This window comes from Enterococcus sp. ARL09-542 (assembly GCF_005234805.1).
Classification (GTDB): Bacteria; Bacillota; Bacilli; order Lactobacillales; family Enterococcaceae; genus Enterococcus_D; species Enterococcus_D gallinarum.
The window spans coordinates 247,812-274,293 of the sequence record NZ_QPQX01000004.1; the positions used below are offsets into that span (position 1 = coordinate 247,812).

Consider the following 26,482-nt stretch of genomic DNA (forward strand, 5'->3'; position numbering starts at 1 on the left):
GAGCAATCAAGACACAGAAAAACGAATCCCGCCATAGCAAATGATCCCTGTTAAATCTTGCAGTCAAAGGAGAGTTAACAGAGATCATCAAGTGATGCAGGTGATTGTTTGCCTGTGTCTTTTTTTATTCCGAAATATAAAAATTGAAAAGCAGATCCTGCGGGTAATTGCCCCAACGATCGCCAAAAATAGTTAGACCGCCAGCGTTTTCTGCGGTTGCCGGTGCTGCAATTTTGAATGTAAAGAAATCACTGTGATCCAAATCGATCTCGCTTAAGTTATGGTCGGTCAGCTTTTCTCCGTCGATCGAAGTATCAAAACGGTTGATCCGCAGATGTTTCAACAAGCCGTATTGACTGAACTCATCGATCCACCATTGAGGGGTCAATGCCCCCCGTACATCTGAAAAGTTTCCTGGAACAGTATAGGTTCCTAAACAGACATCGTTGATATAGAAAGAAATATCACTCGGCCAATAATTATTGGAAATAGGGAATTCAGAAGCAATCTCCATGCTGATTTCCAGCATTTCGATTTTTTCCCCATTTTTTAGCGGTTTCGGAATTTTGTACTCTAAGAATCCATTGTTTAACCAGATAATACTGGCATCTACTCGTTCTTGTGCCAAAAAGGATTTAGGATCATCCAATGCGCCGATCAGGCGATCTTTTGTAGCCATTCCACAAGAAGCTTCGGCTCTAAAATCAGTGAAGTGACCAATTTTCACAGGTAATGAAGTCAAATTCATTTCTGGAAATACTTTTTCGGGGAAGTTGATGTTGATGAAATCAGTCTTTAAAGCTAGAAACTTCTTTTTCCAATCTTTTCCCGTTCCTTTTTCTAATCTGATCAATTGTGCCTGCTCTAATTTTTTGATGTGCTTGGTCATGAGTGCGTTGCTGATTGCCAGTTTTTCCCCAATCTCACTGATGCTTTTTCTTTCCCCGCCTAACTCTCTCAAAATTGCCAAACGCGTCTCATTGGCTAAAGCTTCATAAACCGGTAAAGAGGTTTTCTCTAAATTTAATTCCATTCTATTCACCTCGTTATACTTTTTTGTTAATTGATTGCGCAGGTTTATTATAACATAACTTGATGATTTTACACTATAGTTAAACGATATAAATATTTTATTTTAGTTGTTAAATAGCTGTTGATAACGCTTTATTTTGATGTTAATTTAACGGTGTAAACAGTTTGGTTTTTATTGTTGTTGAAAAAAGTAAAGTGAGTTGGAATATCGTTTTACAAATAAGTTAAATAATAGGAGCGTGGAAAAATGAAATTTAGTAAAGCAGCTATAGTAGTAGGGGCGACGTTGCTGTGTGGCATCGTATTGTCAGCATGTGGAAGTGGCGGCGGCAACTCAAGCAAGAGTTCTGAAATTTTGTTATGGTCATCCACAACTGGACCAGATGGGGAGAAAATCAAAAAGACGATTGACGAATACAATGCGACGGATCCGGATTTCAAAGTGAAATTAGTGAGTATGCAAGGGGATACCTTCACCTCAAAACTAACTACAGCAGGTAAATCGGGGAAAGGTGTACCAGATTTGGCTTTAGTCGCTTCAGAAGCACTTCCCACCTATAAGAACCAAGAGATGCTGGATTCTTGGGATGACATGATCAAAGGTACAGAGCTAGATCGCAGCAATTATGTTGAAGCAGCTTGGGATACCGGCACTCTTGAGGACAGCCAGTATGGGATTCCTGCCACCATGGGGTCGTGGGTCATGTATTACAACAAAGATCTGGTAGACAAATACATTCCTGGAGCATTAGATGATGGCATCGTGACCTATGAAGAAATTAATCAGGCAGGTGAAAAAGCAAAAGCAGATGGCGTTTATAGCTTTGGTTATACCTGGGGGATGCAGAATTATTCCAATCTATATCAGCAAATGGGCGGGCAATGGCAAGATCAAGATGGCAAGATCAATATCGATAATGAGTATTCGTATAACACGGTACAGGAGTTCAAAAATTTGTATGATGCGGGCTACATGGTGCCAGACGGGGAAGATGCCAATAAACTTTTTGCGAATCAACAGCTGATCTTCTTGCCAGAAGGAACGTGGATGTTGAGCAATATGGAAGAAATCAGTGACTTTGAGTGGGGAGAAACCTTTACACCGCAATGGGATGCGGAAAATATCGTTCAAGGATCGGGAGTTGATCAGTTTGCGATGTTTAAGACAAAAGAAGAACGGTCTGATGAAAAGAAAGAGGGAATGGTGGATTTCTTGACTTGGTTGCAGGCAAACCAGTTAGAATGGGTGAAATCTGGCGCCAATCCAACTTCACTAGCGATGCTTGACAATGAGGAATATGTCAAGATGCCGCAATCTTTCTTGTTGAAAACAGAAAAAGGACAGGCGGCGATCTCTGTGAATGCAGTCGATGGATTGTCTTACATTTTTGATGAATACGACAATCGTTCTTGGGACATGATCACTGGAAAAGCCGATATTAAAGATACCTTTGGTGAAATCCAAAAAGTCGTGGAAGAGAAAATGAAATAGTCGCAGGGTCTGTGACAAAAGCTGAAGGCAAAGAAGATAGTGCTCAGACATGTCGAGAAGGCACATACCAAAAGAGGACTCATATAAGATTTCTCAAAGAGTGGCCTTTTGATCTGGTTAGCTTGGCAACTTACACGAAAGAGCATCTTCCATGCAGAAGTGGTTTTTGTCACAGTCTTTTTCTAGTCGATTTTATCAAGGCATGAAAGGATGCGTAATGTATGAGTAGCAAAAAAAAGCTCAGTGGTTGGCCCGTTTTGTTTATCGGTCCCCACATGATTCTTTTTATTTTATTCTTTTTGGTTCCTGCTGTAATTGGTGTTTATGTTTCCTTTACCGAATGGGATCTTTTTAGTTCACCGATTTTTATTGGTTTAGACAATTTTAAGACGATTCTATTTGATCAAGACTCGCTGTATCATACGCAATTTTTCAATGGGATGAAAAACACGCTATTCTTTGCAGTGATATCAGTACCTCTGTGTATCGCGATTCCATTGCTATTAGCTGTGGCATTGTCCGCAAAGCCAAAGATGATGCGCTTTTTTCAATCGGTTCTTTACTTGCCGACATTGTTTGCCATCTCTGCTGTAATGATCATTTGGGGGTTTCTGTTAAGTAAATCCTTTGGCCCGATCAAAGAAGTTTTTGGGATAGATATCAATTTTGTCGGGGCACAACCATGGGCCTGGATCGCGATTTTGATCGTAACGATTTGGTGGACATTAGGAGGAAATTTGATCATTTATGTAGCTGCGTTGAACGGTGTGCCCAGGGAACAAATGGAGGCAGCCGAGCTTGACGGAGCCAGCAGTGTAGTGAAGTTTTTCCGGATTTCGTTGCCGAGTATTCGGAATCAGCTGATTTTTACAACAGTCATGACGACTATTGCTCAATTCAATATTTATGGACAGCCATTGATGCTGACCGGGGGTGGTCCGAACAATTCGACGAGAGTACTCATGATGTATATTCAAGAGAATGCTTTTGGCAGTAGTACGTCCGTTGCCGGTATGTCATCGGCGATGGCGATTTTACTAGGGATCGTTATCATGATCGTTTCGGTCTTTCAATTTATCATGATCAAAAAATTAGAGAGGTAAGGGGACAGCCATGCGAGAAAATAAAGTAGGAAAAAGAGTCGCATTTATCGTATTAGCTATTGTTTGTATTGTCTGGATTTTTCCTCTGATATGGGCTATTTTTACCTCTTTCAAATCAGATGCTGAGATTCAAAAAGTTGGCTTTAGCCTGATTCCTAAAGAGTGGACTTTCGCAAACTTTTTAGGGTTGTTGCAGGGGAATGATTCATCGCCAGTCTTTCGCTGGTTTTTGAATTCGATGATCATTTCAACAGCCCACATATTGTTGGTGATGGTGATCGTTTCTTTTGCGGCTTATGGCTATACACGGCTGACGTTTAAAGGTCGAGACTTGATTTTTGCATTATTGCTGGGAACGATGATGTTTCCTGGTGTCGTCAATTTGATCCCCAATTTCAAAATCGTGGATACATTAGGCTGGACCAACACGTTTCTAGCCGTGATCGTTCCTGGCGCAGCAGGTGTCTATAACATTTTTCTAGTTCGTCAGTTTATCTTAGGGATTCCTAAAGAATTGGATGAGTCGGCTGTAATCGATGGGGCCAATGAATTTCAGATTTTTTATCATATTATTCTGCCACTGATCAAGCCGGTTTTAACCGTCGTTGCGTTATTTAGTTTTACTGGTTAGTGGAACGACTTCTTGTGGCCTTCTATCGTTATGAGCGATATTGATAAACTGCCTATCACGCCGGGACTTCAGTTGCTGCAAGGGCAATATATGACGTATCCGGGAGTAGGAGCTGCAGGAGCTCTTTTAGCATTGATCCCGACATTCCTTTTATATTTAGTGGCGCAAAAGAGTTTCATGGAATCAATGTCATTGCAAAGTGGTATAAAATAAATTGTTTTTTGGAGGAACTATGAGCAGAAATGAATACCCTAGACCCCAGTTTCAACGAGAAAACTGGCTGAATTTAAATGGAGAATGGCACTTCGCCTTTGATGATAAAAATGTAGGACTAAAAGAGAAATGGTATCAAGAGGAGGAAGCCTATCCGCATAGAATCAAGGTGCCCTTCGTCTATCAAAGCGAATTGAGCGGGATCAACCAACGAGAATCTCGCGATATTGTCTGGTATTACCGGACATTCACAGTGCAGGCAATGGACAGTCAACGTGTAGTCTTGCATTTTGGTGCGGTGGATTACGAGGCGGATGTCTTTGTCAATGGTTGTCATGTAACGAATCATCAAGGCGGTCATACCTCTTTTGAAGTAGATATTACCGATTATTTGGTCGACGGTCAGCAAGCGATAAGTGTGCGTGCATTTGATCCTCATGCAGATGAAAGTATTCCTCGAGGAAAACAATTCTGGGAGACAGAATCTGCTGGTATCTGGTATACGAATTCTACCGGGATTTGGCAGCCAGTATGGTTGGAAGTCGTTTCAGAGACTTATTTGAAAGAAATCAATTTGACTCCAAATTTTGATGAGGGGACCGTGACTGTTGAAACGATCTTGAATCAGTTCCAGCCGCAGTGTGAACTGGACTATCGGATCTCTTTTAAAGAACAGCTAATCGCAGCGGGGAGACTGTCTGCAGATTCGGCAAAAATGAAGTTCAATGTCGATCTTTTTCAGGAACATATTTTCAGAAGCAATTTCCATCATGACGGTTGGTCTTGGACACCGGAAAATCCCCAGTTATTTGATATTAAACTTTCTTTAATCAACGATGGAGAAACAATTGACTACCTGAAAAGTTATTTCGGCATGCGTAAAATCCATACGGAAAACGGCATGGTCTATTTGAACAACAAACCTTACTATCAAAAGTTGATTTTGGATCAAGGGTACTGGCCTAGTGGCCTCTTGACTGCACCGTCAGATGAAGACTTTAAAAAAGACATCTTACTAGCAAAAGAAATGGCCTTCAATGGTTGCCGCAAACATCAAAAAACAGAAGATCCGCGCTTTTTGTACTGGGCGGATCAGTTAGGTTTTCTGGTTTGGGGAGAATGTGCGGCTCCGGCGATTTACAATGAAGATTCTGTTGAACGACTGATGCGGGAATGGACCGAGATCATTGCCAGAGACTTTAGCCATCCCTCCATTGTGACTTGGGTGCCGATCAATGAAAGCTGGGGCGTGCCAAAGATTTCCTTTGACCGAACACAGCAACATTTCTCTCAAGCAATGTATCATTTCTTGCACGCATTGGATAAAACACGATTAGTGATCTCAAATGATGGTTGGGCAATGACAGAAACAGATATTTGCGCCATTCACAACTATGCCCATGGCCAAAAAGAAGAAACTGAGAAATATGATTACTTTAAAGAAACCCTCCGAACTCGCGAAAATCTGATTAAGCGGCTTTCTACTCCGTGGCCGATTTTTGCCAACGGCTTTTCTTATCAGGAGCAACCAATCTTGTTAACGGAATTTGGTGGCATCGGCTTTGATGTATCGGGACAACCAGGTTGGGGGTATACGTCAGTCGACAATGAAGTTGAATTCTTAAAGGACTACCAACGGGTGCTGTCGGCTGTCTATGCTTCAGTAGGGCTCTGGGGATATTGCTATACGCAATTGACCGATGTCGAACAGGAGATCAATGGGTTATTGACTTATGACCGTCAGCCTAAAGTGGACTTGGCAGCAATCAAAGCTATCAATGATCAATTTCATGTTTCTCAAGTTGAATGATATGCAGACGGCAACATTGGAAAGGAGAGACAATGAGAAAAAATGGTATTATTTGTGCATTGATTTTGGCGACTCCTTTCGTAGGAGGTTGCGGTACTTCTCATGAAACGCTGGTTGACGATTTCACAGCGATCATCGACAACGATGGTGCAGACCCGTGGATTTTTCAAGATGAGAAATATTATTATTATACGAAAACTACTGGTAACAACTTAACCCTTTGGCGTTCGGAAAATCTGACTGAAGTAGCAGCGGGGGAGAAAAAAGTCATCTGGGAAATGCCTGCGGAGTTTGAAAGTATCTGGGCACCGGAACTTCATCAGCTGGATGGTACGTGGGTCGTTTATTTTGCGGCCAATCATCCCTCAGAAACCCACCGGATGTATGTACTAGTCAACGAAAACCAGGATCCTTACAGTGATGATTGGCAGTTGGAAGAAATCAAAGGACTGGATGACAAGTTTGCTATTGATGGAACTGTCCTCGAATTAGACGAACAACGGTATTTCCTTTGGTCAGGTTGGGAAGGATATGAAAATATTGCCCAAAATATTTATATTGCTGAAATGATCTCACCTACAGAAGTCATTGGTGAAAAGCAGCTGATTTCGACTCCGGAATACGAATGGGAAATGCGGCAAACGCCGTTGATTAACGAAGCACCTCAAGTGATCATCAAAGAAGATACGGTGAATGTGGTCTATTCGGCTAGTGGAAGTTGGGACAATGATTATGCACTGGGACTTTTGACAATGGATCGCCAAGATGATCCATTAGATACCCGAAGTTGGACGAAAGAATCCGAACCGATTTTTCAGCAGACAGAAACTGTTTTTGGTCCCGGGCACAATGGGTTTGCCAAGTCGAAAGACGGCACCGAAGACTGGTTGATATTTCACGCTGCTCGTTGGGATCATTCTGGCTGGCAACGCTCGATTCGTTTGCAGCCGATCAAATGGGAAGAAAACAAGCTGAAATTAGAAGTTCCTTTAGCGGATAATGAAACACAGAAGCTTCCCAGTGGTGAAGCAAAAAGGATCCGAATGACCGCCAGTGATGCGCTTCTTGAAGGTGATTTAGTAACAGTGACAGACGAGGAAGCATTGATGAAAAAAGTGGTTCAAGGGTTTGAATCGATCGAAGATCGTTTGGTTTTTCAACCAACAATGGGACAGGCTAGTGAAGCGACGATCATCGTTTATCTTAAAACTCAAGATTATTTGTCATTGAATGAGCCCGTGTATGTTCAACTGAAAACAGATGATGACAGCCAACGTTTGGCGGTCTATCCGTCACAATACTATCAGCCTATCCAAACTACTATGAATTTGAAAGCAGGCACTATCAAAATCGAAGTGTCTTCAGAAATTGGGGTCGACACACTGAGTGTCGATCGGATGGAGATCATACCAAAAGAGGGAGAATAGTTTCTAGAGCTGCTTTCAGTGGTTTAGATATCATAACACTGAAAGCAATGGCGTGGCTCAAATGGCCATGCTGTGATCTGTCTTGTTCAATTTAGGGCTGTTCTTCGATCCGAATGAAGCAAACTAACATCCTAAAGCAGTGTCATGGACAGACGTGCCATGATACTGTTTTTTTTTGAGTAATTAGGATGAGCCGCTGATAGAGCTCTAGGCCAAGATAGGCAGTTTTCCTTCTTCCATGTATAATAAAGACAAATGGGACGGAGCAAATCGTTTTACAAAGTAGACGTAAAAGTAAATGCAAATGAGGTGAATGGATGAAAACCAGGCAAGAAATGATTCGATCTTCAAACGGCAAAGATCAACTTTATGTGAAAATTTGGCAGCCGGAGGGACAGTCCAAAGGAATGCTTCAGCTGATCCATGGCATGATTGAACACATTGAACGGTACGATCCGTTTGCTCAATATCTCGTTTCAAAAGGATTCACAGTGATCGGTCATGATCACTTGGGACACGGGAAAACAGTAGCTGAGCAAAACGAGTATGGGACATTTGGAGAAACAAATGGTGCGGATTATCTTGTAGCAGATGTGGGATTGGTTCAGCGTTTTGCGTTGGAGCAGTTTCCAGCTCAACCTTATTATCTTTTAGGTCATAGTATGGGCTCTTTGGTTTTGCGCAATTTTTTGTATCAGAAAAATACAAAATTGGCAGGAGCAATCATTATGGGGACGACACTGGAAGCGCCGGCCAAAATGACCAGTGCCGCTTTATTGACGAAGTCGTTGATGCCTTTTCGACAGCAAGCATGGCCCTATCGCGTGATGGAAAATCTGGTTTTTGGTCAACATAATCGGCGGTTTCAGCCCAACCGAACGGCGAAAGATTGGTTGTCCAGTGATCCCCAACAAGTAGATGCTTATTTAGCAGATCCGCATACGCAATTTCATTTTTCATTAAGTGCCTATCGAGATTTGTTTTTATTGACAAAAAAAGCGAGTGCCCCCCGCCTGTTGCAGAAAATCGATCGCGAATTGCCGTTACTGCTGATTTCAGGAAAAGAAGATCCTGTGGGCCATTATGGCAAGAGTGTCCGTAAGCTAGCAAACTATTTGAACCAGCAAGGGCAGCGGCATCTGACAGTTTATTTGCTGGAAGGCGGTCGTCACGAGATCTTAAATGAAACCAATAAACAAGTCGTATTTCATGAAATCTGGCAATGGTTAGAAAGCAATTGAGGAACGTTATCAATTGCTTTCATCTTTTTTTCAGAAAATTGAGAATTTTAATTATTTTTAACCTTTTTTCATATTCCTCCTTCTGCTATAATGGGTGTCACATCTAACAACAAAGGAGAGATTTTTGTATGACTGTTTATAACTTTTCAGCTGGTCCCGCCGTCTTGCCCCGCCCCGTATTGGAAAGAGCTCAATCCGAGCTTTTGGATTATCGTGGCAGTGGGATGTCCGTTATGGAGCTGAGTCATCGGTCTTCCTTGTTTGAAGAGATCATTCAAGACGCAGAAGCCCTCTTGCGGGAATTGATGGCGATCCCGGATAACTATCGGGTGCTGTTTTTGCAAGGTGGAGCAAGTCTGCAATTTAGTATGGTGCCATTAAATTTAGCGAAAAACAAAAAGGCCCTTTATATCAACACGGGCTCTTGGTCAAAAAAAGCGATTCAAGCGGCTGAAGCAGTTGCTACGGTTGAGGTGATCGCATCAAGTGAAGATAAGCATTTTACTTATATTCCAGAAATCACAGTAGATAACATCGACCAAACAGCGACTTATCTGCATATTACTACGAATAATACGATTGAAGGAACAGCTTTTCAGACGATTCCGGATGCTGGCAAAGTCCCGATCATTGCTGACATGTCATCAAATATCTTGGCCAATGAGTATCGTGTAGAAGATTTCGGTATGATCTATGCAGGTGCCCAAAAGAACATTGGACCAGCAGGATTGACGGTGGTTATTATTCGAGAAGATTTATTAAATGAAGAAGCGGTCTTTGCTCCAATGTTGGACTATCGTCTTCAAGCTGACAACGGTTCCCTTTACAATACGCCGCCTACTTACAGCATTTATATCGCAAAACTGGTTTTTGAGTGGTTGAAAGAATTAGGCGGTGTAGCAGCGATTACTGCGCAAGACCGACAAAAAGCTGCACTGCTCTATCAAGCGATCGAAGCATCGAACTTGTTTAGCAGTCCCGTAGACAAAAATAGCCGCTCCCTAACGAACATTCCTTTTATCACTGGCGATAAGGAGCTGGATCGACAATTTAATGAAGCTGCAGAAGCAGCCGGCTTTAAAAACTTAAAAGGACACCGTTCGGTAGGCGGTATGCGAGCAAGTTTGTACAATGCGTTCCCTATCGAAGGCGTTCAGGCACTTGTCGATTTCATGAAATCATTCGAAGCGGAGGTCAAATAAATGTATCAGATCAAGACATTCAATGCGATTGCACCAGAAGGGCTTCAAAGGCTAAACAAAGAAAAATATGCCATCAATGAAAGTGATGAGCCAGAAGGAATCTTGCTGCGAAGCCAAAAGCTGCATGACTATCCTTTTCCAAAAAGTGTATTAGGGATTGCGCGAGCTGGAGCTGGTACGAACAATATTCCGGTCAAAGAATGTACAGAACAAGGCATCGTCGTCTTCAATACCCCAGGAGCTAATGCAAATGCAGTCAAAGAGTTGGTTATTGCAAGCTTGTTATTAAGTGTTCGCCCGATTCTCCAAGGTGCTCAATGGGTCCAAACACTGAACGGATCAGATGTAGAGGAACAGGCAGAAGCCAACAAAAAGCAATTCGCCGGTACGGAACTAGAAGGCAAAAAGCTTGGTGTGGTTGGGTTAGGCTCGATTGGTGCCATGGTCGCTAACGATGCCTACCGCTTAGGGATGGAAGTTGTGGGCTATGATCCTTATGTTTCGGTGGACACAGCGTGGACCATCTCCCGCAGAGTCAAACGGGCCAATGATTTAGCAGAAATTTTCACAACCTGTGATTTCATTACTCTTCACGTGCCATTGATGGAAAACACCCGCCATTTAGTGGGCAAGAATGAATTGGCCAAAATGAAGCCAACGGCTAAACTGTTTAACTTTTCTCGTAGTGAGATCGTTGATACAGCTGCAGCTCTTGCTGCGTTAGATAATAATGAGATTGCTGGTTATACAACTGATTTTGCAGATGAACGCTTACTGGGCCATGACAACGTGCTAGTTCTACCGCATTTAGGAGCATCGACAGAAGAGGCTGAGATCAATTGTGCCAAAATGGCTGCCCGCACATTGAAGAAATTTTTGGAGTTTGGGACGATCAAACGCTCAGTGAATTTTCCAACCGTAGAAATGGCGTTCCATTCGCCGTATCGTTTAACAGTGATTAACCGCAACGTGCCAAATATGCTAGGACAAATTTCCTCGATCATCGCTGAATCTGGAATCAACATCGATAATATGTTGAATCGCGGACGTGACGACTATGCCTACACATTGGTGGATGTCGGAGCAACAGATGCTGCATTGCTTGAAGCGGTGGCAGATAAATTACGAGCTAAAGAAGATATTATTCGCGTGCGAGTGATCAAGAATCAGGAGGTAGGCTATTAATGGTTCAAGTTTTTCCTTTTAAAGCAATCCGCCCACAAACTGACTTAGCAGAGAAAATTGCGGAGTTGCCCTATGATGTAGTCAACACGCAAGAAGCAGCGGCATATGCTGCCGGCAACCCTTACAGCTATTTTCATATCGATCGCTCAGAAATCGATCTGCCAAATATTGCTCCTTATGATCCGCAAGTGTATGCGAAAGCAGCAGAAAATTTGGCTGCTTTTCGAGAAAAAAAATGGCTGATCCAAGACAATGCACCGTCCTATTATTTATATGAGCTGACAATGGCGGGGCGGAGTCAAACTGGGCTTGTTGTTTGCACATCGATTGAGGATTATGTAGCTGGTAAAATCAAAAAACATGAGTTTACTCGACCAGAAAAAGAAGTTGACCGCATCAATCACATCCAAGCTTGTGATGCAAACACGAGTCCAATCTTTCTAAGTTACCGTCAGCCTGAGTCCTTAAAAAAAACGATCCAGGATTGGCAGAGTCACCATCAACCGATCTATGATTTCACGAGTTACCATGAGGTCCATCATCGGGTTTGGCTGATCGATGATTCTGCGGTGATTGCTGCTTTATCACAAGAATTCTCAGCGATTGATGCGTTGTATATCGCTGACGGCCATCATCGTACCGAGTCGGCAGTGAAAGTCGGCTTGCAAAAGCGCAAGGAAAAAAACAATAGTGAGGAAAGCGAGCGCTTCTTAGCGATTTTGTTTCCGGAAAATGAATTGGCGATCTGGGAATACAACCGAGTGGTCAATGTACCGATTCCAGATCATTTCTTCGATCATCTAGCAGAGAAATTTCACATTGAGAAGCCAACTAGCAGCAAGCCTTCTCAAAAGGGAACCTTCTATTTGTATTTGGGCCACGAATGGTTCTCTTTAACCATCAAAGAAGCAGGGAATGACGCAGTCGAAAGTCTGGATGTTTCTCTTTTGCAAAAAAATATCTTAGCGCCATTACTCGGTATTGAAGATGTCCGCACAGATAAGCGCATCGATTTTGTAGGAGGAATTCGTGGTCCAGAAGAATTGGAACGGATGGTGGATTCCGGAGAATGGACAATGGCCTTTTTGATGTATCCAACGCAGATGAAAGATTTATTGGCTGTTGCCGATGCGAATGAGATCATGCCGCCTAAATCTACATGGTTTGAACCCAAATTGTTAAGTGGTCTGTTTTTACATGATTTAGAAACCAAAAGCTAGAAAGCTAAAAAGAAAAAAGCCGCACGTCTGCAGAGAAAACTGCGATCGTGCGGCTTTTTTCTTTTTTTAAAAAATACCAGACATTGTTTCGATGATCAAGCGAATGTTGAGGACTGTTAATGCGATGGCGCAAATCCAGCCCAGAGAAGTGACCCACAGAGGGTTCTTGAACTTTTCGCCCATGATTTTTTTGGAACTAGTAAAGTAAACCAATGGAATCATTGAGACTGGTAATGCAATACTCAAAAAGACCTGTGAATAGATCAAAAGATTATCTAGTGCCTGTTCATTACCGCCAAAGTAGAGGGTACATAGTAAAACAGGTACGACAGAAAGGCCACGAGTGATCAATCGTCTTGCCCATGTTGGAATCTTCATATGGATGAAGCCTTCCATGACGACTTGTCCTGTCAGTGTTCCAGTGATAGTTGAGTTTTGTCCGGAAGCCAGTAATGCTACGGCAAAAAGAACACTAAGGGCTGGACTAGCCACCGCTCCCGCGATCGCTGAATTTTGTAAGGCATCATACAGCGCTGAAAAAGTACCGACTTCTTCGCTGTGACCGAAGAACAATGCGCTCCCTAAAATCAGCAACAGACAATTAACGACAAAAGCAGCCGAAAGCTGAATATTTGAATCCCATGTGGCAAAGCGAACAGCTGTAGCGACTTCTTGCGGATTCGTCCGATCAATCTTTCTTGATTGTGAAATCGACGAATGCAAATACAAATTATGGGGCATGACGGTCGCGCCAACGATCCCTAATGCCATGGTCAGCTGTCCAGGGTTCAATACTTGTTTTTGGGGAATGAAGCCTTGAACAAGTGCCGGAAGATCAGGTTGGGCAATAATCACTTCGTAAACAAAAACAAGCAGAATCACCAATATTAAGGTCATTACGATGGCTTCGATTTTTCGAAAGCCTAATTTCATCAAGAAAAGCAGTAAAAAGACATCGAAAATCGTCAAAAAGACCCCTACAACTAATGGTAGACCGAATAATAGATTCAAAGCAATTGCTCCACCGATTACTTCGGCGATATCTGTTGCCATGATCGCCAACTCGGTAATAATCCAAAGGAAAAAGCCCAGCTTTTTACTGGTGTGTTTACGGGTTGCTTGTGCGAGGTCCATATGGGTGACAATCCCTAGTTTAGCTGCCATGTATTGGAGCAACATCGCAATCAGACTTGAAATCAAGATGACGGATAGCAGGAGATAACCATATTCGGCACCACCCCCGATTGAAGTGATCCAGTTACCAGGATCCATATACCCAACCGCGACTAACGCTCCGGGACCAGAAAAAGCTAAAAGATTACGCCAAAAATTCCCATCCTTGGGAATAGCTACGGTATTGTTTATTTCTTCCAAGCTAGGTCCATTTGCTGCCTGGATCAATTTTTTTTCTTCATTCATTCTGTCACATCCTATCTTTTTAGGTGTACCTAAAAACAATCTTATTGTATTCCTTGTTTATGAATTTTTCAAGAGAAAAACTTCTGAAAGTTTGCATTAACTAAAAAAACAGATATTAGAAAAGGACAGATTTCGTTTGCCAAGGTGATTGGTGATTGTTGGATTGATCAATCCTAATCTAAAATAGGGAATGTTGCTCTACATAGAATTGATGAATGAAGGAAATCTATTTGATCCCACTTGTTTAGAAAGACCGAAAATTTTCTTAAGAAACATAAAAAAACAAGAAGCACTCAAAATTGATGATTTTGAGTGCTTCTTGACGCTGGATTGTATGTCGAGGATGAATGAACTTTTATCAGGATCTTTTTTATATTCTTATTATGTCAAAAGAACAAGAAGAGCAGCCTTTAGAATGTTAATAACCAAGTTTATTAATCAAAGAACAGCCAAGAGGCTGCCCACTATTGTGCGACGTGTATGGCTATCAATAATAAAAAGTATCATTGTTTTGTGTTGTTGCTGATAAAACACTGTGTCAGCGTGTCTACAAATTCATCGAAGGTGGTTATGGCACTTAATTTATGAATGTTTTGTTCATCTGTACAAATCATGGCCAGATCATCAAAAATTTCCCGAAACACATGACGGTTATGGTAATTGATGGAAATCAAAAAAACCAATGTGACACGATTATTTCCCCACTGGATCCCCTTTGGATTGACGGCAATCGCAACCCCCGTACGATTGGCATTCATTGTCAGTGAATGTGGAATAGCCACTGAACCAAAGGCAGTAGAAGAAAGTTGCTCCCTCTCAATTACTTGTGGATAAAAGGTCTCGTCCACGATTCCTTCTTCTTTCATTTGACCACATAATTGTTTGAGCAATTCTGCGGAGTTTTGATTTTCAGTTGTATATGAGAATCGCTTTTTATCAACAAGCGATAGAAAGGTTTTCACAAATTGTTCTTTTCGTTTTTTTTCTTTGATATCAAAGATCTTGGCGGTAATTTGTTGCCGATCTTCAAGGGTAAAAAAAGGATTAATGATCACGTATGGGGTAGCGATCACTTGCTTCAGTTTAACAGCAGACACAATCAGTTCTGTATCTACATACTGCAACTCTTTTTCACTAGTAAGAATATTCTGGATCTCAAGGTCATCAGAGAAATTTTTCTGAAGCTTTTCCATCACCTGAATATTCATGTTGTAGTAATGAGGCACTAGAATCGTGCAGTTTATTTTATTCGTACGCTGTTTTTGAATTTCTAACGCATAGCCTAAATGAAAAGCTATGTAGGCAATTTCGTCTTCACTAATCGTATAACCGATTTCTTTTTGAATGACATGAGAAACCTGGACGGCACAATCATAGATGAGCGGACATTCTTTTTTTAGTGTTTCTGTCATTGGGTTTCTACAAGAGTAGCCGTTATTGATCCGATACAGTAAATTCTTTATATGGAGGGCAAATCGAATGAAGAACTCAGGTTCATTGCCATCAATAAAGTATAATTCATCCACTTTTGCTAGAATTTTTCTTACTAAGTCAAGGCAGTTTTTGTCCGTGACCTTCTCTAACTCATCAGGTGAAATTTGAGTGAAATTCACGCTAGTTCCATTCGCTGAAATTAGGATAGCTAAATCACGAATTTCTTCTTTGGGAAAACGAATACCGTACCGTTCCGCTACTTTTTCCGCGATTTTTTCGGAAATTTTTAGTACTGTCGGATGGATTGAGTGAGGCGCTTGAGCTTCTGCTTCAGGAGACTGAAAATTTCCTTTCATACGGTCTACGGCAATTGCTAGATGAATAACTATATTTGTTAACGCATAATCATTCGTGAAAAAATCATAGTCTGAAAAAAGTTCGGCAATAATTTCCTTGATATAATCAAGGTCAAAATCTATAAAACTTTCTTGTAGCTTAGTCATATCAACGAAATGATTATCCAATTCGGATAGCAATGTCTGATGGATTAATTGTCTTTTCGCTTTTTCTGTCCCAATCAACTGTAGTGTATCTTTGGTTAGTCTGACTTCGATAGCCAGTTCAGAACATTTTTTTTTAAGTTTTTTTGCATCACTCAATAATGTGGACTCGCTGATAAATAGTTCTTCTGCTAGATCATAAACAGATAGAGCTTCCTCGGTTGAAATCAGTCGCAAAAGGAGATAAGCAGTTCGTTCAGTAGGTGTTTCAGGGACACTTGTTTCTGTGTTATTGAAAAAAGTGACCAGATTACTTGCTATCACTCGATAGCCTTTGTTTGAAGAAAGGATCAAATCAGATTCATTGTCTTGAATATCTGCGATATACGATTTTATCGTCCGTTTGGATAACCCAAATTTTTCCGCTAATTGAGTGGAGGAAACCCAATTGTCTTGCTCATTTAGATAGTGAAGAAGTTTTATATACTTTGCTTTCATTGGCTGACACCCTCTCTTTCACCACTGCAGTGCAAAAGAATATTTGTTTCACCGCTGTAGATTGACTATAGTATAACTGTAATTGATAGCGCTATCAATGAAAAATGAATTGGGGGAGAAAAATCATGAAAAAATTGAATGTTTTACTTGTGTGTGGATCTGGAGCCAGCTCAGGTTTTATGGCTGCTAATATTCGCAAAGCTGCTGCTGAAAAAGGATTGGACATAAAAATTACTGCTCGCGGTGAAAGTGAGATTGAAAACTACATTGACGACATTGATGCGTTAATGGTTGGTCCCCATCTGGCGTATATTTTGGATGAAGTAGAAGAATTTGTTGGTGATGCACCAGTGAAAGTGATTTTGATGAAGCCTGAATACTATGCCACATTAAACGGAAAACAAGCTTTGGATCACTTGTTGGAAGAGGTACAGTAGCTTTCAGAATGGAGGGAATAAAATGCAATCCTTAATTAACTGGCTGGAAAACAGCTTTACGCCCAAAATGAATAAAATCAATCATAACGTTTGGATCGTGACTCTTAAAGACTCAATCATGCAGGCTTTGCCATTAATTTTCTTAGGATCGGTCTTTTGTATGCTGGCAATTTTAAATGATTATTTTCCAAGTTTACCCAATTTCTGGACGCCATACGGATGGACGATGGGGATGATCTCACTTGTCATATCTTTTCTGATTCCTTTCAACTTGATGGAGAAAAAAAGACTGCGTAAGCAAAGAATCAATGCTGGAATGTCTGGAATCATCTTATTTTTGATTATTATTTCTCCACAAGTCATTGCTGACGGAGAACCTGGTTTTAGTCATAGTGCGCTTGGTGCAGGGGGAATGTTTATTGCAATTGTTGCAGGACTATTCGCTGGTATGGTGTTGAATTTATTTGGAAAGTTTTCTTTTTTCAGTGAGGAATCGGTGATTCCCGATTTTGTCCGCTCTTGGTTTGATGCTATGCTGCCAATCGGTATTGTTGTCCTTACCGGATGGATCTTCGTTGATCTTCTTGGCTTTGATGTCTACAATGCTGTTCTAGCCATCTTTATGCCATTACAAAGTGTGATTGAGACGCCATGGGGCTTTTCATTGATGATGTTGATTGTTTGTTTCCTCTATTCGTTGGGAATTTCAACATGGGTATTAACGCCTGTTTTAAATCCAGTTTTATTGACTGCTATTCAAGCAAATATTGACGGAAAGGCAATGAATTTAGTAACTGATCCAACTATTTATTCTGCTTATCTATGGATTGGCGGTATCGGCTGTACAATGCCTCTTGTTTTTATGTTGATGCGCTCCAAATCAAAAAAATTAAAAGCCTTGGGTACGGCTTCGGTTGCTCCGACGATTTTTAATATCAATGAACCGATTGTTTTTGGCTGTATTGCTTGGAATCCACTATTGATGGTCCCGATGTGGTTACAAGGGTTGATATTGCCATTAATTGTCTGGTTATTTACGAAAGTCATTGCTTTTGCACCTATTCCAACAGTCATGTTTCAAATGTGGTACTGTCCATTTCCGATTGCCACTTGGCTAACTACCGGAACAATTTCAGGCATTCTGCTAATGCTGATTGTTTTTGTCGTGGCGGCAGCGATTTGGTATCCATTTTTTAAAGCCTATGAAAAACAAGAATGCGAAAGAGAAGCTGCTGAAGCAACTGAAAGAGTATAGAAAGATAATTGTGAAAGAAGGTCTTAGAATGGTGAAAGAACAAATCGTTCAACATGCCATGCAGATAATTCTACATGCTGGAGATGCCAGAAAGCATTGTATGGATGCCTTGAAAGCGATTGAATCATATGATTTTGCACTGGCTGAAGTGGAAATAAAGCAAGCAAATGAGGAGATTGTACAGGCACACCGCATACAGACAGATGCAATTACGGCTGAAACATCTGGTGAAGATGGAGAGTATTCTGTGTTGTTCGCACATGCACAGGATACATTGATGACTATTTACAGTGAGATAAATATTGCTAAACGCATGCTGGCAATTTTTAAAGCCTATGATCGGCGCATTGAGCAATTGGAGAGTAGACTGGAAAGAGAGGAAGAAAATGACTAAAATACCTGAAGGTTTTCCAAAAGATTTTTTATGGGGCGGTGCTATTGCAGCTAATCAAGCTGAAGGTGCGTGGGATGTAGACGGAAAAGGCTGGTGTGTGGCAGATATTAATGAGTTTCTTCCAGATGTTGACTTAGAAAAGAAATCTAATATGGAAATAACGACAGCTTATATCAAAGAAGCAATGAACAGTACAGAGCGAATTTTTCCAAAACGGTGGGGAATTGATTTCTATCACACGTATAAAGATGACTTGAAATTGCTTGCTGAATTAGGGCTAAAAACATTTCGGACTTCTATCAACTGGGCAAGAATTTTTCCAAACGGAGATGAGTTGGAGCCGAATGAAGCGGGTTTGCAGTTTTATGACGATTTATTTGATGAAATAATAAAAAATGGTATGGAACCAATGATCACAATGTCTCACTATGAAATGCCACTTCATTTGACAACTTCGTATAAAGGCTGGTATTCAAGAGAAGTTATTGATTTCTTTGTCCGTTATGGTCAAGTTCTGCTAGATCGCTATCATGACAAAGTAAAGAAGTGGATAGTGGTTAATCAAATCAATTTAATTGTCCATGAATCGTTCAATCATCTTGGAATTCCTGAGGATGCAGTAGAGGATTTGCTTTCTGCTAAATATCAAGGAGTACACAATGAAATGGTTGCTAGTGCATTGATTACAAAATATGCGCATGCACATTATCCAGATAATGAGATCGGCATGATGCTTTGTGGCGGTCCATCTTATGCCGCATCTAGCAAGGCGGAAGATGTTCTAGCTGCATTAAAATTAAATCAAATGGAGTATTTCTTTGCAGACGTCTTACTTCGCGGCCGCTATCCTGGTTATGCTTTCCGTTACTTTGATGATAAAGGCATTCATGTAACTTTTGGAGAAGATGACGAAGAAGCACTGAAGCATACGGCAGACTTTATGTCTTTTTCTTACTACTATACACAAATATGCGATCAAGACTCTTACGATAAGGATTTAGGACCACACAGAAATAAGGAACTACCAGCAAATCCTTGGGGGTGGACAATTGATCCCATTGGCTTGAGAATTCTTTTAAATGAGTTTTATGATCGCTATCAGTGTCCAATTTATATCACTGAAAATGGGATTGGCTATTTTGATAAATTGGAAAATGGGAGCATTCATGATTCCTATCGTATAGAGTATTATCGAGATCATATTCGAGCCATGAAAGAAGCAATCAAAGATGGTGTGGATCTGCGCGGTTACTATGCTTGGGGACCCATTGATATAGTCAGCTGTTCGTCTAGTGAAATGAGCAAACGCTATGGATTTATTTATGTAGATAGTGATGATTATGGAAAAGGCAGTGGCGAAAGAATCAAAAAAGATAGCTTTGCTTGGTATCAAAGAGTTATCCGCAGTAATGGAGAAATCATTGACTAAGATTAAAGAGAGTTAAAGAGAATAGAAGATAAGTGCTGGCTGCTCTAGCTGAATGCTTTCTTTTAGTGGAAGCAGACCATCCACAAACTCAAAGGAGCAGTCCTCTATAGCCCGGATTTTCAGGTTACAAAAGAGCTTATCGCAGGCATAAAACAAAAAGTACTCGAAAATGACTTTTCGAGTACTTTTTGTTTTGCTGAGAGCACCATTAACTGACAGCTGTAATGCTCTCTTTAGCTGTGACTAGTTAGAAAGAATTAATCTGCCCGCAAAGCGATCGCAGCATCTTTTTTTGCTGCCATCCGTGCTGGGATATGGCCGCCGATCATGGTTAGGATCGTGCTGACCAGAATTAAGATCAATCCATGGACTGGATTCAGTTGTGCAACATTTTCCAGATCAGTCATATTGTATAAGACCGCGTTGATTGGGAAAGTAGCTAACCAAGCAATCAAGACACCTAATGCACCAGAAGCAATCCCAAGGATACATGTTTCAGCATCGAAGACACGAGTGATATCTTTTTTACGCGCACCTAAAGCTTTTAGGACGCCGATTTCTTTCGTACGTTCCAAAACTGAAGTATAGGTGATGATACCGATCATAATCATGCTCGTCACTAATGAGATAGCGGCAAAAGCAATCAGAACATAAGTGATGGCATCCATCAAGCCGCCGGTCAATTGCGTCATGGTTCCAGCTAAATCAGAATAAACGATTTGATCTTTACGATCTTTGCCTTTGTTGTAAGCATCAAGATAGTCCAAGATTTTTTCTTTGGAACTAAAATCATTTGGATAGATCATAATACTGTTTGGCAAGTCGCTGCCACCTAAGTAATCGATTAGAGAATCGCGCGTGCTAGCATCGATTTTTTCGTTGGTCATAACATTGATATCACTGTCTTTTTGGGCTTTGACGATTGCCGAGTTTTTGTTTTCTTTGATAACTTCTTGGGCTAATGCATCGCTATAAGCGATCCCGGTAGAAAGCAAATTCATCGTAGATTTTTCTTTGATACGTAAAATCCCGCTGATTTTTAATTCTTTATTTGCACTGTTGTCATAAACAGCTGTTAAATCTTGATTTGGGATAAAGTTCCCAGTTGGCAATTCAGTATAAAAGGCATCGTTAAGTGCCAACTTGACTGTTGTTCCTACGATATCATCGAAAGACACTTTATCGCCGTCTTTGATATCAAATCCTAAGTTGATCAATGCGTTGACGTTCGTCACGTTGTTCTCGTCAACGATCAGTACAACGTCATTTGCTGATGCAGGATATTCTCCCTGCAGCAAATCATAGTTGTCTTTCAGGAAGTTGCCGTTTTCCTCAGATAGTTGTTCTGGGAAGGTTGAAACGCCGATTCCCGTCGAAGCACTCATTGCGGACATCATGGCATTTGTCTGCTCGTTATCAGCTGAAGCATTTGAAAAGCTGACTTGTTCTACTTTATCATCGACCTTACGCAGTAAGTTCAACGAAGTCGAACGAGTGTAGCCAATGTTGTTGCTTAACTCAGGATCAATTTTATTGAGATAGTCAAGAAAGTCCTGATCAATATTATTGATATGGGTTGCCCGGTCAGCGTCACTCAGTTTTGCGGTCACTTCTTTAGTGGACGGGAAATTCTCTTCTTTAGTACGAGTACTGATTGCAGAAGGGTCTTGTTCCGTCGTTACTTTAGAGATCGTGATCGGGAAACGGGCCAATGTTTCAGACTGTGTATTATCGATTTGCTTTTGGAATCCGGTCGATAAAGACAAGACGATGGCAATGCCGATGATCCCAATGCTTGAAGCAAATGCCGTTAAGAAAGTTCTGCCTTTTTTTGTCCGGATATTATTGAAAGAAAGACGCAATGCAGTGAGGAAACTCATCTTCGTGTGCTTTAATTCAAATTGATCTTTCTTTTGTTCTTCAATATGCGGGTTAGAATCTTTTAAGATTCGACCATCCTTGAACTCAATGATTCGATCTGCATACTGATTCGCTAGTTCCGGGTTATGGGTAACCATGATTACGAGCTTTTCATTGGAAAGCTCTTGGATCAGCTTCATGATTTGGACGCTAGTCTCTGAATCCAACGCACCCGTCGGTTCATCACAAAGCAGAATATCTGGGTCGTTGGCTAATGCTCGGGCAATCGCTACCCGCTGCATTTGCCCACCAGAAAGTTGATTTGGCTTTTTGTGCATATGGTCCGCAAGACCAACCCGTGTCAGCGCATCTTCGGCTTTCGCTCGTTTGACTTCTTTTGAAACACCGCTTAGTGTCATTCCTAGCTCAACGTTATCAATAATCCCCAAATGACTGATTAAATTGTAACTTTGGAACACAAAACCGATCGAATTGTTCCGATAGGCATCCCAATCACGGTCCTTGAAAGATTTGGTCGATTTTCCATTAATGACCATGTCTCCAGAGTCGTAGTTGTCTAATCCACCGATCACATTTAGCATGGTGGTTTTTCCAGAGCCGCTTGGTCCCAAAATGGCTACAAATTCTTGTTTTCGGAAAGCAACCGAGACACCGTCCAATGCTTTGGTGGTACTTGATCCTACTTTATAATACTTCTTGATATCTTTTAATTCTAGCATGCTGTCACTCTTTTCTTGCCATTTTCATGTTTTTTTCATCCTGTTTAAAAGCTATCATAACAGTTAACAAAAATCAACAATCGTTATTGTTTTGCAGAAGTTCTTATACTAAACTATAGAGAAGAAAAGAGGGAGAAAATGACAAAAGCGATAGAGAAGTTTGATATATCAGTATTTGCAGAAGTTTTCTCACTACTGGGAAACCTTTTGTTTGAAGAAGTTGGGTTTGAAGATTTAAAATTGACAAAGATGGAAATACTTGAATTGGTTATCATCGCAGCTAATGAAGGGATGACGATGTCGGAATTAGCAAGACAAATCGGCACATCGAAGGTCCAGATTAGTCGTTCGATTGCTGGATTGGAAAAAGCTGGGTTTGTCATTCGCAAAACCAATGAAACGAATCGGCGCAGCGTCAATGTCTTTATGTGTGAAGCGGGAAGAGAATTGTTTAGTCGCAAAAAACAACAAATTGAGGATCGCTTGAATGAGAAGGTTTCGGCAATGCGCCCTTCGGATTTTACAGAGCTTTATCAGGCGCTGACTACAGTGATTGGTTTGTTGCGGAAGTATGACATTTTAAAAGAACACGCTTGCTCGAACAATTCTAAACCAAGTAAATGATCCCCAATTTATAGCAATGCAAACGATTGCTTCGTTTGTGTTATTTGATGTTTCTATTATATTTCTCGCCCTTTTGTAAAAAGAATAGGATAAAGCAATCGATTGCATATTTTGCTTGTATTCTCTTCTTGTGTGTGGGAAAATAGAGGCAACAAATAATTAAAGGAGTCTGCTATGAATACTACTGCTATTTATCATCGTCCAGAAAGTGAATTTGCTTATTTATTTGAAAAAGACAAAATGCACATTCGGCTGCGCACAGCTCGTCAAGATGTGCGTCACGTGCAATTATTATGCGGGGATCCGTATACCTTATACAAAGAAGCTTGGTACCAACGAAGGATCGAAATGGATAAAATCTTGTCTACGGACTTGCATGATTATTGGCAAGTGACTGTAAGTGCAGAATTTCGCCGATTGTCTTACGGCTTCTCAATTGAAAGTTTTGACGGTCTCCATGTTTTTTATGGGGATCATGGGGTCTATCCTTTTGAAGAGCAATACTTAGAAATGAACAACAATTATTTCCGGATGCCTTACTTTCAAGAAGCGGATCGGTTCAAAGTGCCGGAATGGGTCAAAGAAACCGTCTGGTATCAAATTTTTCCGGAGCGCTTTGCCAATGGCGATCCATCGAATGATCCTGAAGGCACATTGCCCTGGGGGTCCAAAAATCCTGATCGGCAAGATTTTTTTGGTGGAGATTTACAAGGTGTGATCGACCATCTGGATTATCTCGTTTCGCTAGGGATCAATGGGATATATTTCTGTCCGATTTTTGAAGCCTACTCCAACCACAAATACGATACCATCGACTATTTAGCGATTGATCCGGCATTTGGGGATAACGAGACCTTTAAACGGTTGGTGGAGGAATGTCATAAACGAGGAATCAAGGTCATGCTTGACGCAGTTTTCAATCACATAGGAGATACTTCCCACCAATGGCTCGATGTCATTAAGAATGGTGCAGATTCTCCCTTTGCCGATTGGTTCCATATCAATGAATTCCCTGTCAATTATAAAGAAGGCGAAGATTTTGAAGATGCTTATGATATCACGTATGATGTGTTTGCATTTACCCCGCATATGCCGAAGCTGAATACAGAGAATCCGGATGTTCAAGACTATCTCCTGAAAATTGCTCGTTACTGGATCGAAGAATTTGATATCGATGCTTGGCGCTTGGATGTAGCCAATGAGGTGAGCCATAATTTCTGGAAGAAATTTCGTCAGGTCTGTGATGAAGCCAAAGACGATTTTTATATTTTAGGAGAGATATGGCATTCTTCTCAAAGATGGCTCCAAGGGGACGAATTCCATGCAGTCATGAACTATGCTTTTACAGATGCAATCATTGAATACTTCGTCAAAGGCGAAATATCAATGACAAAGATGGTCTCGGAACTAAATAATCAATTGATGCTTTATCGGGACCAGACAAATCAAGTCCAATTCAATATTTTGGATTCTCACGATACGCCGCGTCTATTGACATTGGCACGAGGCGATAAGGACCTGATGCGGCAGGTGATGGCTTTTACCTACTTGCAGCAAGGGGTTCCCTGCCTGTATTATGGCGATGAAATCGGCTTGACCGGGGATATGGATCCGGATTGCCGGAAATGTATGGTTTGGGAAGAAGAAAAACAAGACCGCGATTTGTTGCGCTTCACAACTGATTTGATTCATTTGCGCAAGAGTCATCAAAAAATCCTTTCAGAGGGCTCTTTGAATTGGAACGTGATTTCTGAAGAAGAAGGATTGATCATTTTTGAGCGGGAATTAGGTGCGCAACGAATCATTGGAATCTTTAATACCGGGGAAGACCAACTCACATTGTCTTGCCCAGAGGAAATTTTATTAGATCAGTTTATGCAGATCGAAGATGAGACAATGATCATTGATAATAAAGGATTTGTCATTGCAAAAATCAACAATGAAATCAGCAATAATTAAAAAATAAAATGAGGCAAGATCTGTTAAAACAGGTCTTGCCTCATTTAGGCTGATTGGGTTTTATTTCCCCATGCACGTTGGAAAGAATCTTCCCCAAAATTCTTTCTACTAATATTATAGCCTATAACCCGTAGATGTGACAAATAATAACAGTCGAAAAATAACCCTTTTTTGAAAAAAAGCGAAAGAAGAGGGAATTTTCAGATTTTTTCTTTTTCTTTCTGAGAATGCTTATGTAAGGTCTTTTCTTTTTGCTTAAATATGATAAACTAGTAAAAATGTATTTTTATTCGAGGAGTGATCAAATGGATAGAGGGTACCGGGTAGCTGTTGTTGGTGCGACTGGCGCAGTTGGAACAAAAATGATTGAGATGTTAGAAAAGACTACATTGCCGATCAAGGAATTGATTCTATTGGCTTCAAAGCGATCAGCTGGGAAAACCTGTGTCTTCAAAGGAGCCACTTTGGTCATTCAAGAATTAACTACGACCTCATTTATTGGAGTAGATTTGGCTTTATTTAGTGCTGGCGGCAGTATCTCCAAGCAATTTGCCCCAGAAGCGGTTAAAAGCGGTGCGGTCGTAATCGACAATACGAGCTACTTCCGAATGGATCCGAATGTCCCTTTAGTGGTTCCCGAAGTAAATGCTCATGCTTTAGCAAAACACCAAGGGATTATCGCAAACCCAAATTGTTCAACGATTCAGATGATGGTGGCATTAGAACCGATTCGGCAACACGCAGGTTTATCGCGGATCATTGTTTCGACGTATCAAGCTGTTTCAGGTGCCGGTGCTAAGGCAATGGCAGAATTGACACGGGAATCTCAAGCTTACTTGTCAGGAACACCAGCTGATCAGTTGGCACCAGAGATCATGCCAGCGGGCGGTGACAAGAAACACTATCCCATCGCATTCAATGCCTTGCCGCAGATCGATGTTTTTGCGGAAGATGATTACACCTATGAAGAGTGGAAAATGATTAATGAAACCAAAAAGATCATGGAAGACTCAGCGATCCAAGTAGCGGCTACTTGTGTTCGGATCCCAGTCTTTAGCGGGCACTCAGAATCTATTTATATCGAAACAAAACAACCTGCGGAATTGACTGCAGTCAAAGAGTGGATCAAAGCAGCTCCCGGAGCAGTTCTGCAAGACGATCCAAGTCAGCAGATTTATCCACAAGCACTGACGAGTGTCGGTAAGACAGAGACCTTCGTCGGTCGGATTCGAGAAGATTTAGATGTAGCGAATGGTCTGCACCTTTGGGTGGTAGCGGACAACTTGCTGAAAGGTGCTGCCTGGAACTCTATCCAAATCGCAGAATCGCTGCATGAACAGTCTCTAGTTCGAGTGTAAATCATAAGTTTTTCAGAAA

At 41.1% G+C, this 26,482-nt stretch carries 19 protein-coding genes and 1 pseudogene; 16 read left to right on the forward strand and 4 right to left on the reverse strand.

Annotated elements, in window-relative coordinates:
* Window positions 1–124: 124 nt before the first annotated feature.
* The gene (locus tag DVW06_RS06655) at window positions 125–1,033 is read right to left on the reverse strand and encodes an ArsR/SmtB family transcription factor (RefSeq protein ID WP_003128730.1); all 909 of its coding nucleotides are present in this window, start codon (window positions 1,031–1,033) and stop codon (window positions 125–127) included.
* Window positions 1,034–1,279: 246 nt separating this feature from the next.
* Between DVW06_RS06655 and DVW06_RS06660 the strand changes: the two genes are divergently transcribed.
* The 9 genes and pseudogenes from DVW06_RS06660 (at window position 1,280) to DVW06_RS06700 (ending at window position 12,556) form a co-directional block, all read left to right on the forward strand.
* The gene (locus tag DVW06_RS06660; RefSeq protein ID WP_005472664.1) at window positions 1,280–2,524 is read left to right on the forward strand and encodes an extracellular solute-binding protein; all 1,245 of its coding nucleotides are present in this window, start codon (window positions 1,280–1,282) and stop codon (window positions 2,522–2,524) included.
* A 221-nt stretch (window positions 2,525–2,745) separates the two neighbouring features.
* Window positions 2,746–3,627, forward strand: coding sequence for a carbohydrate ABC transporter permease (locus DVW06_RS06665; RefSeq protein ID WP_137264515.1), 882 nt, complete (start codon window positions 2,746–2,748; stop codon window positions 3,625–3,627).
* Window positions 3,628–3,637: 10 nt separating this feature from the next.
* Window positions 3,638–4,471 (forward strand): annotated as a pseudogene (locus DVW06_RS06670) (carbohydrate ABC transporter permease).
* Window positions 4,472–4,490: 19 nt separating this feature from the next.
* Window positions 4,491–6,281: a glycoside hydrolase family 2 protein gene (locus DVW06_RS06675; RefSeq protein WP_137264516.1), complete on the forward strand. Its 1,791-nt coding sequence runs from the start codon at window positions 4,491–4,493 to the stop codon at window positions 6,279–6,281.
* Window positions 6,282–6,313: 32 nt separating this feature from the next.
* Window positions 6,314–7,708 carry a glycoside hydrolase family 43 protein gene (locus tag DVW06_RS06680; RefSeq protein ID WP_137264517.1) on the forward strand — a complete coding sequence of 465 codons (1,395 nt, stop codon included), beginning with the start codon at window positions 6,314–6,316 and terminating at the stop codon, window positions 7,706–7,708.
* Window positions 7,709–8,025: 317 nt separating this feature from the next.
* Entirely contained in the window at window positions 8,026–8,949 is a 924-nt protein-coding gene (locus tag DVW06_RS06685) for an alpha/beta fold hydrolase (RefSeq protein WP_003128737.1), read from the forward strand.
* Window positions 8,950–9,077: 128 nt separating this feature from the next.
* Window positions 9,078–10,151, forward strand: a complete 1,074-nt coding sequence (gene serC / locus DVW06_RS06690; RefSeq protein ID WP_003128738.1) for a 3-phosphoserine/phosphohydroxythreonine transaminase — start codon at window positions 9,078–9,080, stop codon at window positions 10,149–10,151.
* Window positions 10,152–11,336 carry a phosphoglycerate dehydrogenase gene (locus DVW06_RS06695; protein WP_003128739.1) on the forward strand — a complete coding sequence of 395 codons (1,185 nt, stop codon included), beginning with the start codon at window positions 10,152–10,154 and terminating at the stop codon, window positions 11,334–11,336.
* Complete coding sequence (locus tag DVW06_RS06700) at window positions 11,336–12,556, forward strand: DUF1015 domain-containing protein (protein WP_003128740.1); 1,221 nt, start codon at window positions 11,336–11,338, stop codon at window positions 12,554–12,556. Before DVW06_RS06695 ends, DVW06_RS06700 begins: the two co-directional genes overlap by 1 nt.
* 66 nt (window positions 12,557–12,622) lie before the next feature.
* On the opposite strand, the gene DVW06_RS06705 is transcribed toward DVW06_RS06700, so the two are convergent.
* Together DVW06_RS06705 and DVW06_RS06710 are read right to left on the reverse strand one after the other, a co-directional pair.
* Window positions 12,623–13,975 carry an Nramp family divalent metal transporter gene (locus DVW06_RS06705; RefSeq protein ID WP_003128741.1) on the reverse strand — a complete coding sequence of 451 codons (1,353 nt, stop codon included), beginning with the start codon at window positions 13,973–13,975 and terminating at the stop codon, window positions 12,623–12,625.
* A 503-nt stretch (window positions 13,976–14,478) separates the two neighbouring features.
* Window positions 14,479–16,407: a BglG family transcription antiterminator gene (locus DVW06_RS06710; RefSeq protein ID WP_005472654.1), complete on the reverse strand. Its 1,929-nt coding sequence runs from the start codon at window positions 16,405–16,407 to the stop codon at window positions 14,479–14,481.
* Window positions 16,408–16,532: 125 nt separating this feature from the next.
* Between DVW06_RS06710 and DVW06_RS06715 the strand changes: the two genes are divergently transcribed.
* The 4 genes from DVW06_RS06715 to DVW06_RS06730 are packed head-to-tail and all read left to right on the forward strand — an operon-like array spanning window position 16,533 to window position 19,922.
* A complete protein-coding gene (locus tag DVW06_RS06715; protein WP_005472652.1) occupies window positions 16,533–16,844 on the forward strand; it encodes a PTS sugar transporter subunit IIB in 312 nt (103 codons plus the stop codon).
* A gap of 22 nt (window positions 16,845–16,866) precedes the next feature.
* Window positions 16,867–18,099: a PTS sugar transporter subunit IIC gene (locus DVW06_RS06720; RefSeq protein WP_003128746.1), complete on the forward strand. Its 1,233-nt coding sequence runs from the start codon at window positions 16,867–16,869 to the stop codon at window positions 18,097–18,099.
* A gap of 31 nt (window positions 18,100–18,130) precedes the next feature.
* Window positions 18,131–18,493 carry a PTS lactose/cellobiose transporter subunit IIA gene (locus DVW06_RS06725; RefSeq protein WP_003128748.1) on the forward strand — a complete coding sequence of 121 codons (363 nt, stop codon included), beginning with the start codon at window positions 18,131–18,133 and terminating at the stop codon, window positions 18,491–18,493.
* On the forward strand, window positions 18,486–19,922 hold the full coding sequence (locus DVW06_RS06730; protein WP_005472648.1) for a glycoside hydrolase family 1 protein: 1,437 nt from the start codon (window positions 18,486–18,488) through the stop codon (window positions 19,920–19,922). Before DVW06_RS06725 ends, DVW06_RS06730 begins: the two co-directional genes overlap by 8 nt.
* A 257-nt stretch (window positions 19,923–20,179) precedes the next feature.
* Here DVW06_RS06730 and DVW06_RS06735 read toward each other — a convergent pair whose 3' ends face one another.
* Window positions 20,180–22,522 (reverse strand): ABC transporter ATP-binding protein/permease, encoded by a 2,343-nt coding sequence (locus tag DVW06_RS06735; RefSeq protein WP_003128750.1) that lies wholly within the window; start codon window positions 22,520–22,522, stop codon window positions 20,180–20,182.
* A gap of 138 nt (window positions 22,523–22,660) precedes the next feature.
* On the opposite strand from DVW06_RS06735, the gene DVW06_RS06740 reads away from it, so the two are divergent.
* The 3 genes from DVW06_RS06740 to DVW06_RS06750 all read left to right on the forward strand — a co-directional run bounded on the left by DVW06_RS06740 (window position 22,661) and on the right by DVW06_RS06750 (window position 26,463).
* Complete coding sequence (locus DVW06_RS06740) at window positions 22,661–23,146, forward strand: MarR family winged helix-turn-helix transcriptional regulator (RefSeq protein ID WP_003128751.1); 486 nt, start codon at window positions 22,661–22,663, stop codon at window positions 23,144–23,146.
* 174 nt (window positions 23,147–23,320) lie between these two features.
* Complete coding sequence (locus tag DVW06_RS06745; RefSeq protein WP_003128752.1) at window positions 23,321–25,105, forward strand: glycoside hydrolase family 13 protein; 1,785 nt, start codon at window positions 23,321–23,323, stop codon at window positions 25,103–25,105.
* 305 nt (window positions 25,106–25,410) lie between these two features.
* Window positions 25,411–26,463 carry an aspartate-semialdehyde dehydrogenase gene (locus DVW06_RS06750; protein WP_137264518.1) on the forward strand — a complete coding sequence of 351 codons (1,053 nt, stop codon included), beginning with the start codon at window positions 25,411–25,413 and terminating at the stop codon, window positions 26,461–26,463.
* The last annotated feature ends 19 nt before the right edge of the window (window positions 26,464–26,482 follow it).

Excerpts from the sequence above, each read along its gene's own strand:
- DVW06_RS06655 (WP_003128730.1), bottom strand. The coding sequence starts at position 1,033 with ATGGAATTAAATTTAGAGAAAACCTCTTTACCGGTTTATGAAGCTTTA.
- DVW06_RS06660 (WP_005472664.1), top strand. The coding sequence starts at position 1,280 with ATGAAATTTAGTAAAGCAGCTATAGTAGTAGGGGCGACGTTGCTGTGT.
- DVW06_RS06665 (WP_137264515.1), top strand. The coding sequence starts at position 2,746 with ATGAGTAGCAAAAAAAAGCTCAGTGGTTGGCCCGTTTTGTTTATCGGT.
- DVW06_RS06675 (WP_137264516.1), top strand. The coding sequence starts at position 4,491 with ATGAGCAGAAATGAATACCCTAGACCCCAGTTTCAACGAGAAAACTGG.
- DVW06_RS06680 (WP_137264517.1), top strand. The coding sequence starts at position 6,314 with ATGAGAAAAAATGGTATTATTTGTGCATTGATTTTGGCGACTCCTTTC.
- DVW06_RS06685 (WP_003128737.1), top strand. The coding sequence starts at position 8,026 with ATGAAAACCAGGCAAGAAATGATTCGATCTTCAAACGGCAAAGATCAA.
- serC (WP_003128738.1), top strand. The coding sequence starts at position 9,078 with ATGACTGTTTATAACTTTTCAGCTGGTCCCGCCGTCTTGCCCCGCCCC.
- DVW06_RS06695 (WP_003128739.1), top strand. The coding sequence starts at position 10,152 with ATGTATCAGATCAAGACATTCAATGCGATTGCACCAGAAGGGCTTCAA.
- DVW06_RS06700 (WP_003128740.1), top strand. The coding sequence starts at position 11,336 with ATGGTTCAAGTTTTTCCTTTTAAAGCAATCCGCCCACAAACTGACTTA.
- DVW06_RS06705 (WP_003128741.1), bottom strand. The coding sequence starts at position 13,975 with ATGAATGAAGAAAAAAAATTGATCCAGGCAGCAAATGGACCTAGCTTG.
- DVW06_RS06710 (WP_005472654.1), bottom strand. The coding sequence starts at position 16,407 with ATGAAAGCAAAGTATATAAAACTTCTTCACTATCTAAATGAGCAAGAC.
- DVW06_RS06715 (WP_005472652.1), top strand. The coding sequence starts at position 16,533 with ATGAAAAAATTGAATGTTTTACTTGTGTGTGGATCTGGAGCCAGCTCA.
- DVW06_RS06720 (WP_003128746.1), top strand. The coding sequence starts at position 16,867 with ATGCAATCCTTAATTAACTGGCTGGAAAACAGCTTTACGCCCAAAATG.
- DVW06_RS06730 (WP_005472648.1), top strand. The coding sequence starts at position 18,486 with ATGACTAAAATACCTGAAGGTTTTCCAAAAGATTTTTTATGGGGCGGT.
- DVW06_RS06735 (WP_003128750.1), bottom strand. The coding sequence starts at position 22,522 with ATGCTAGAATTAAAAGATATCAAGAAGTATTATAAAGTAGGATCAAGT.
- DVW06_RS06740 (WP_003128751.1), top strand. The coding sequence starts at position 22,661 with ATGACAAAAGCGATAGAGAAGTTTGATATATCAGTATTTGCAGAAGTT.
- DVW06_RS06745 (WP_003128752.1), top strand. The coding sequence starts at position 23,321 with ATGAATACTACTGCTATTTATCATCGTCCAGAAAGTGAATTTGCTTAT.
- DVW06_RS06750 (WP_137264518.1), top strand. The coding sequence starts at position 25,411 with ATGGATAGAGGGTACCGGGTAGCTGTTGTTGGTGCGACTGGCGCAGTT.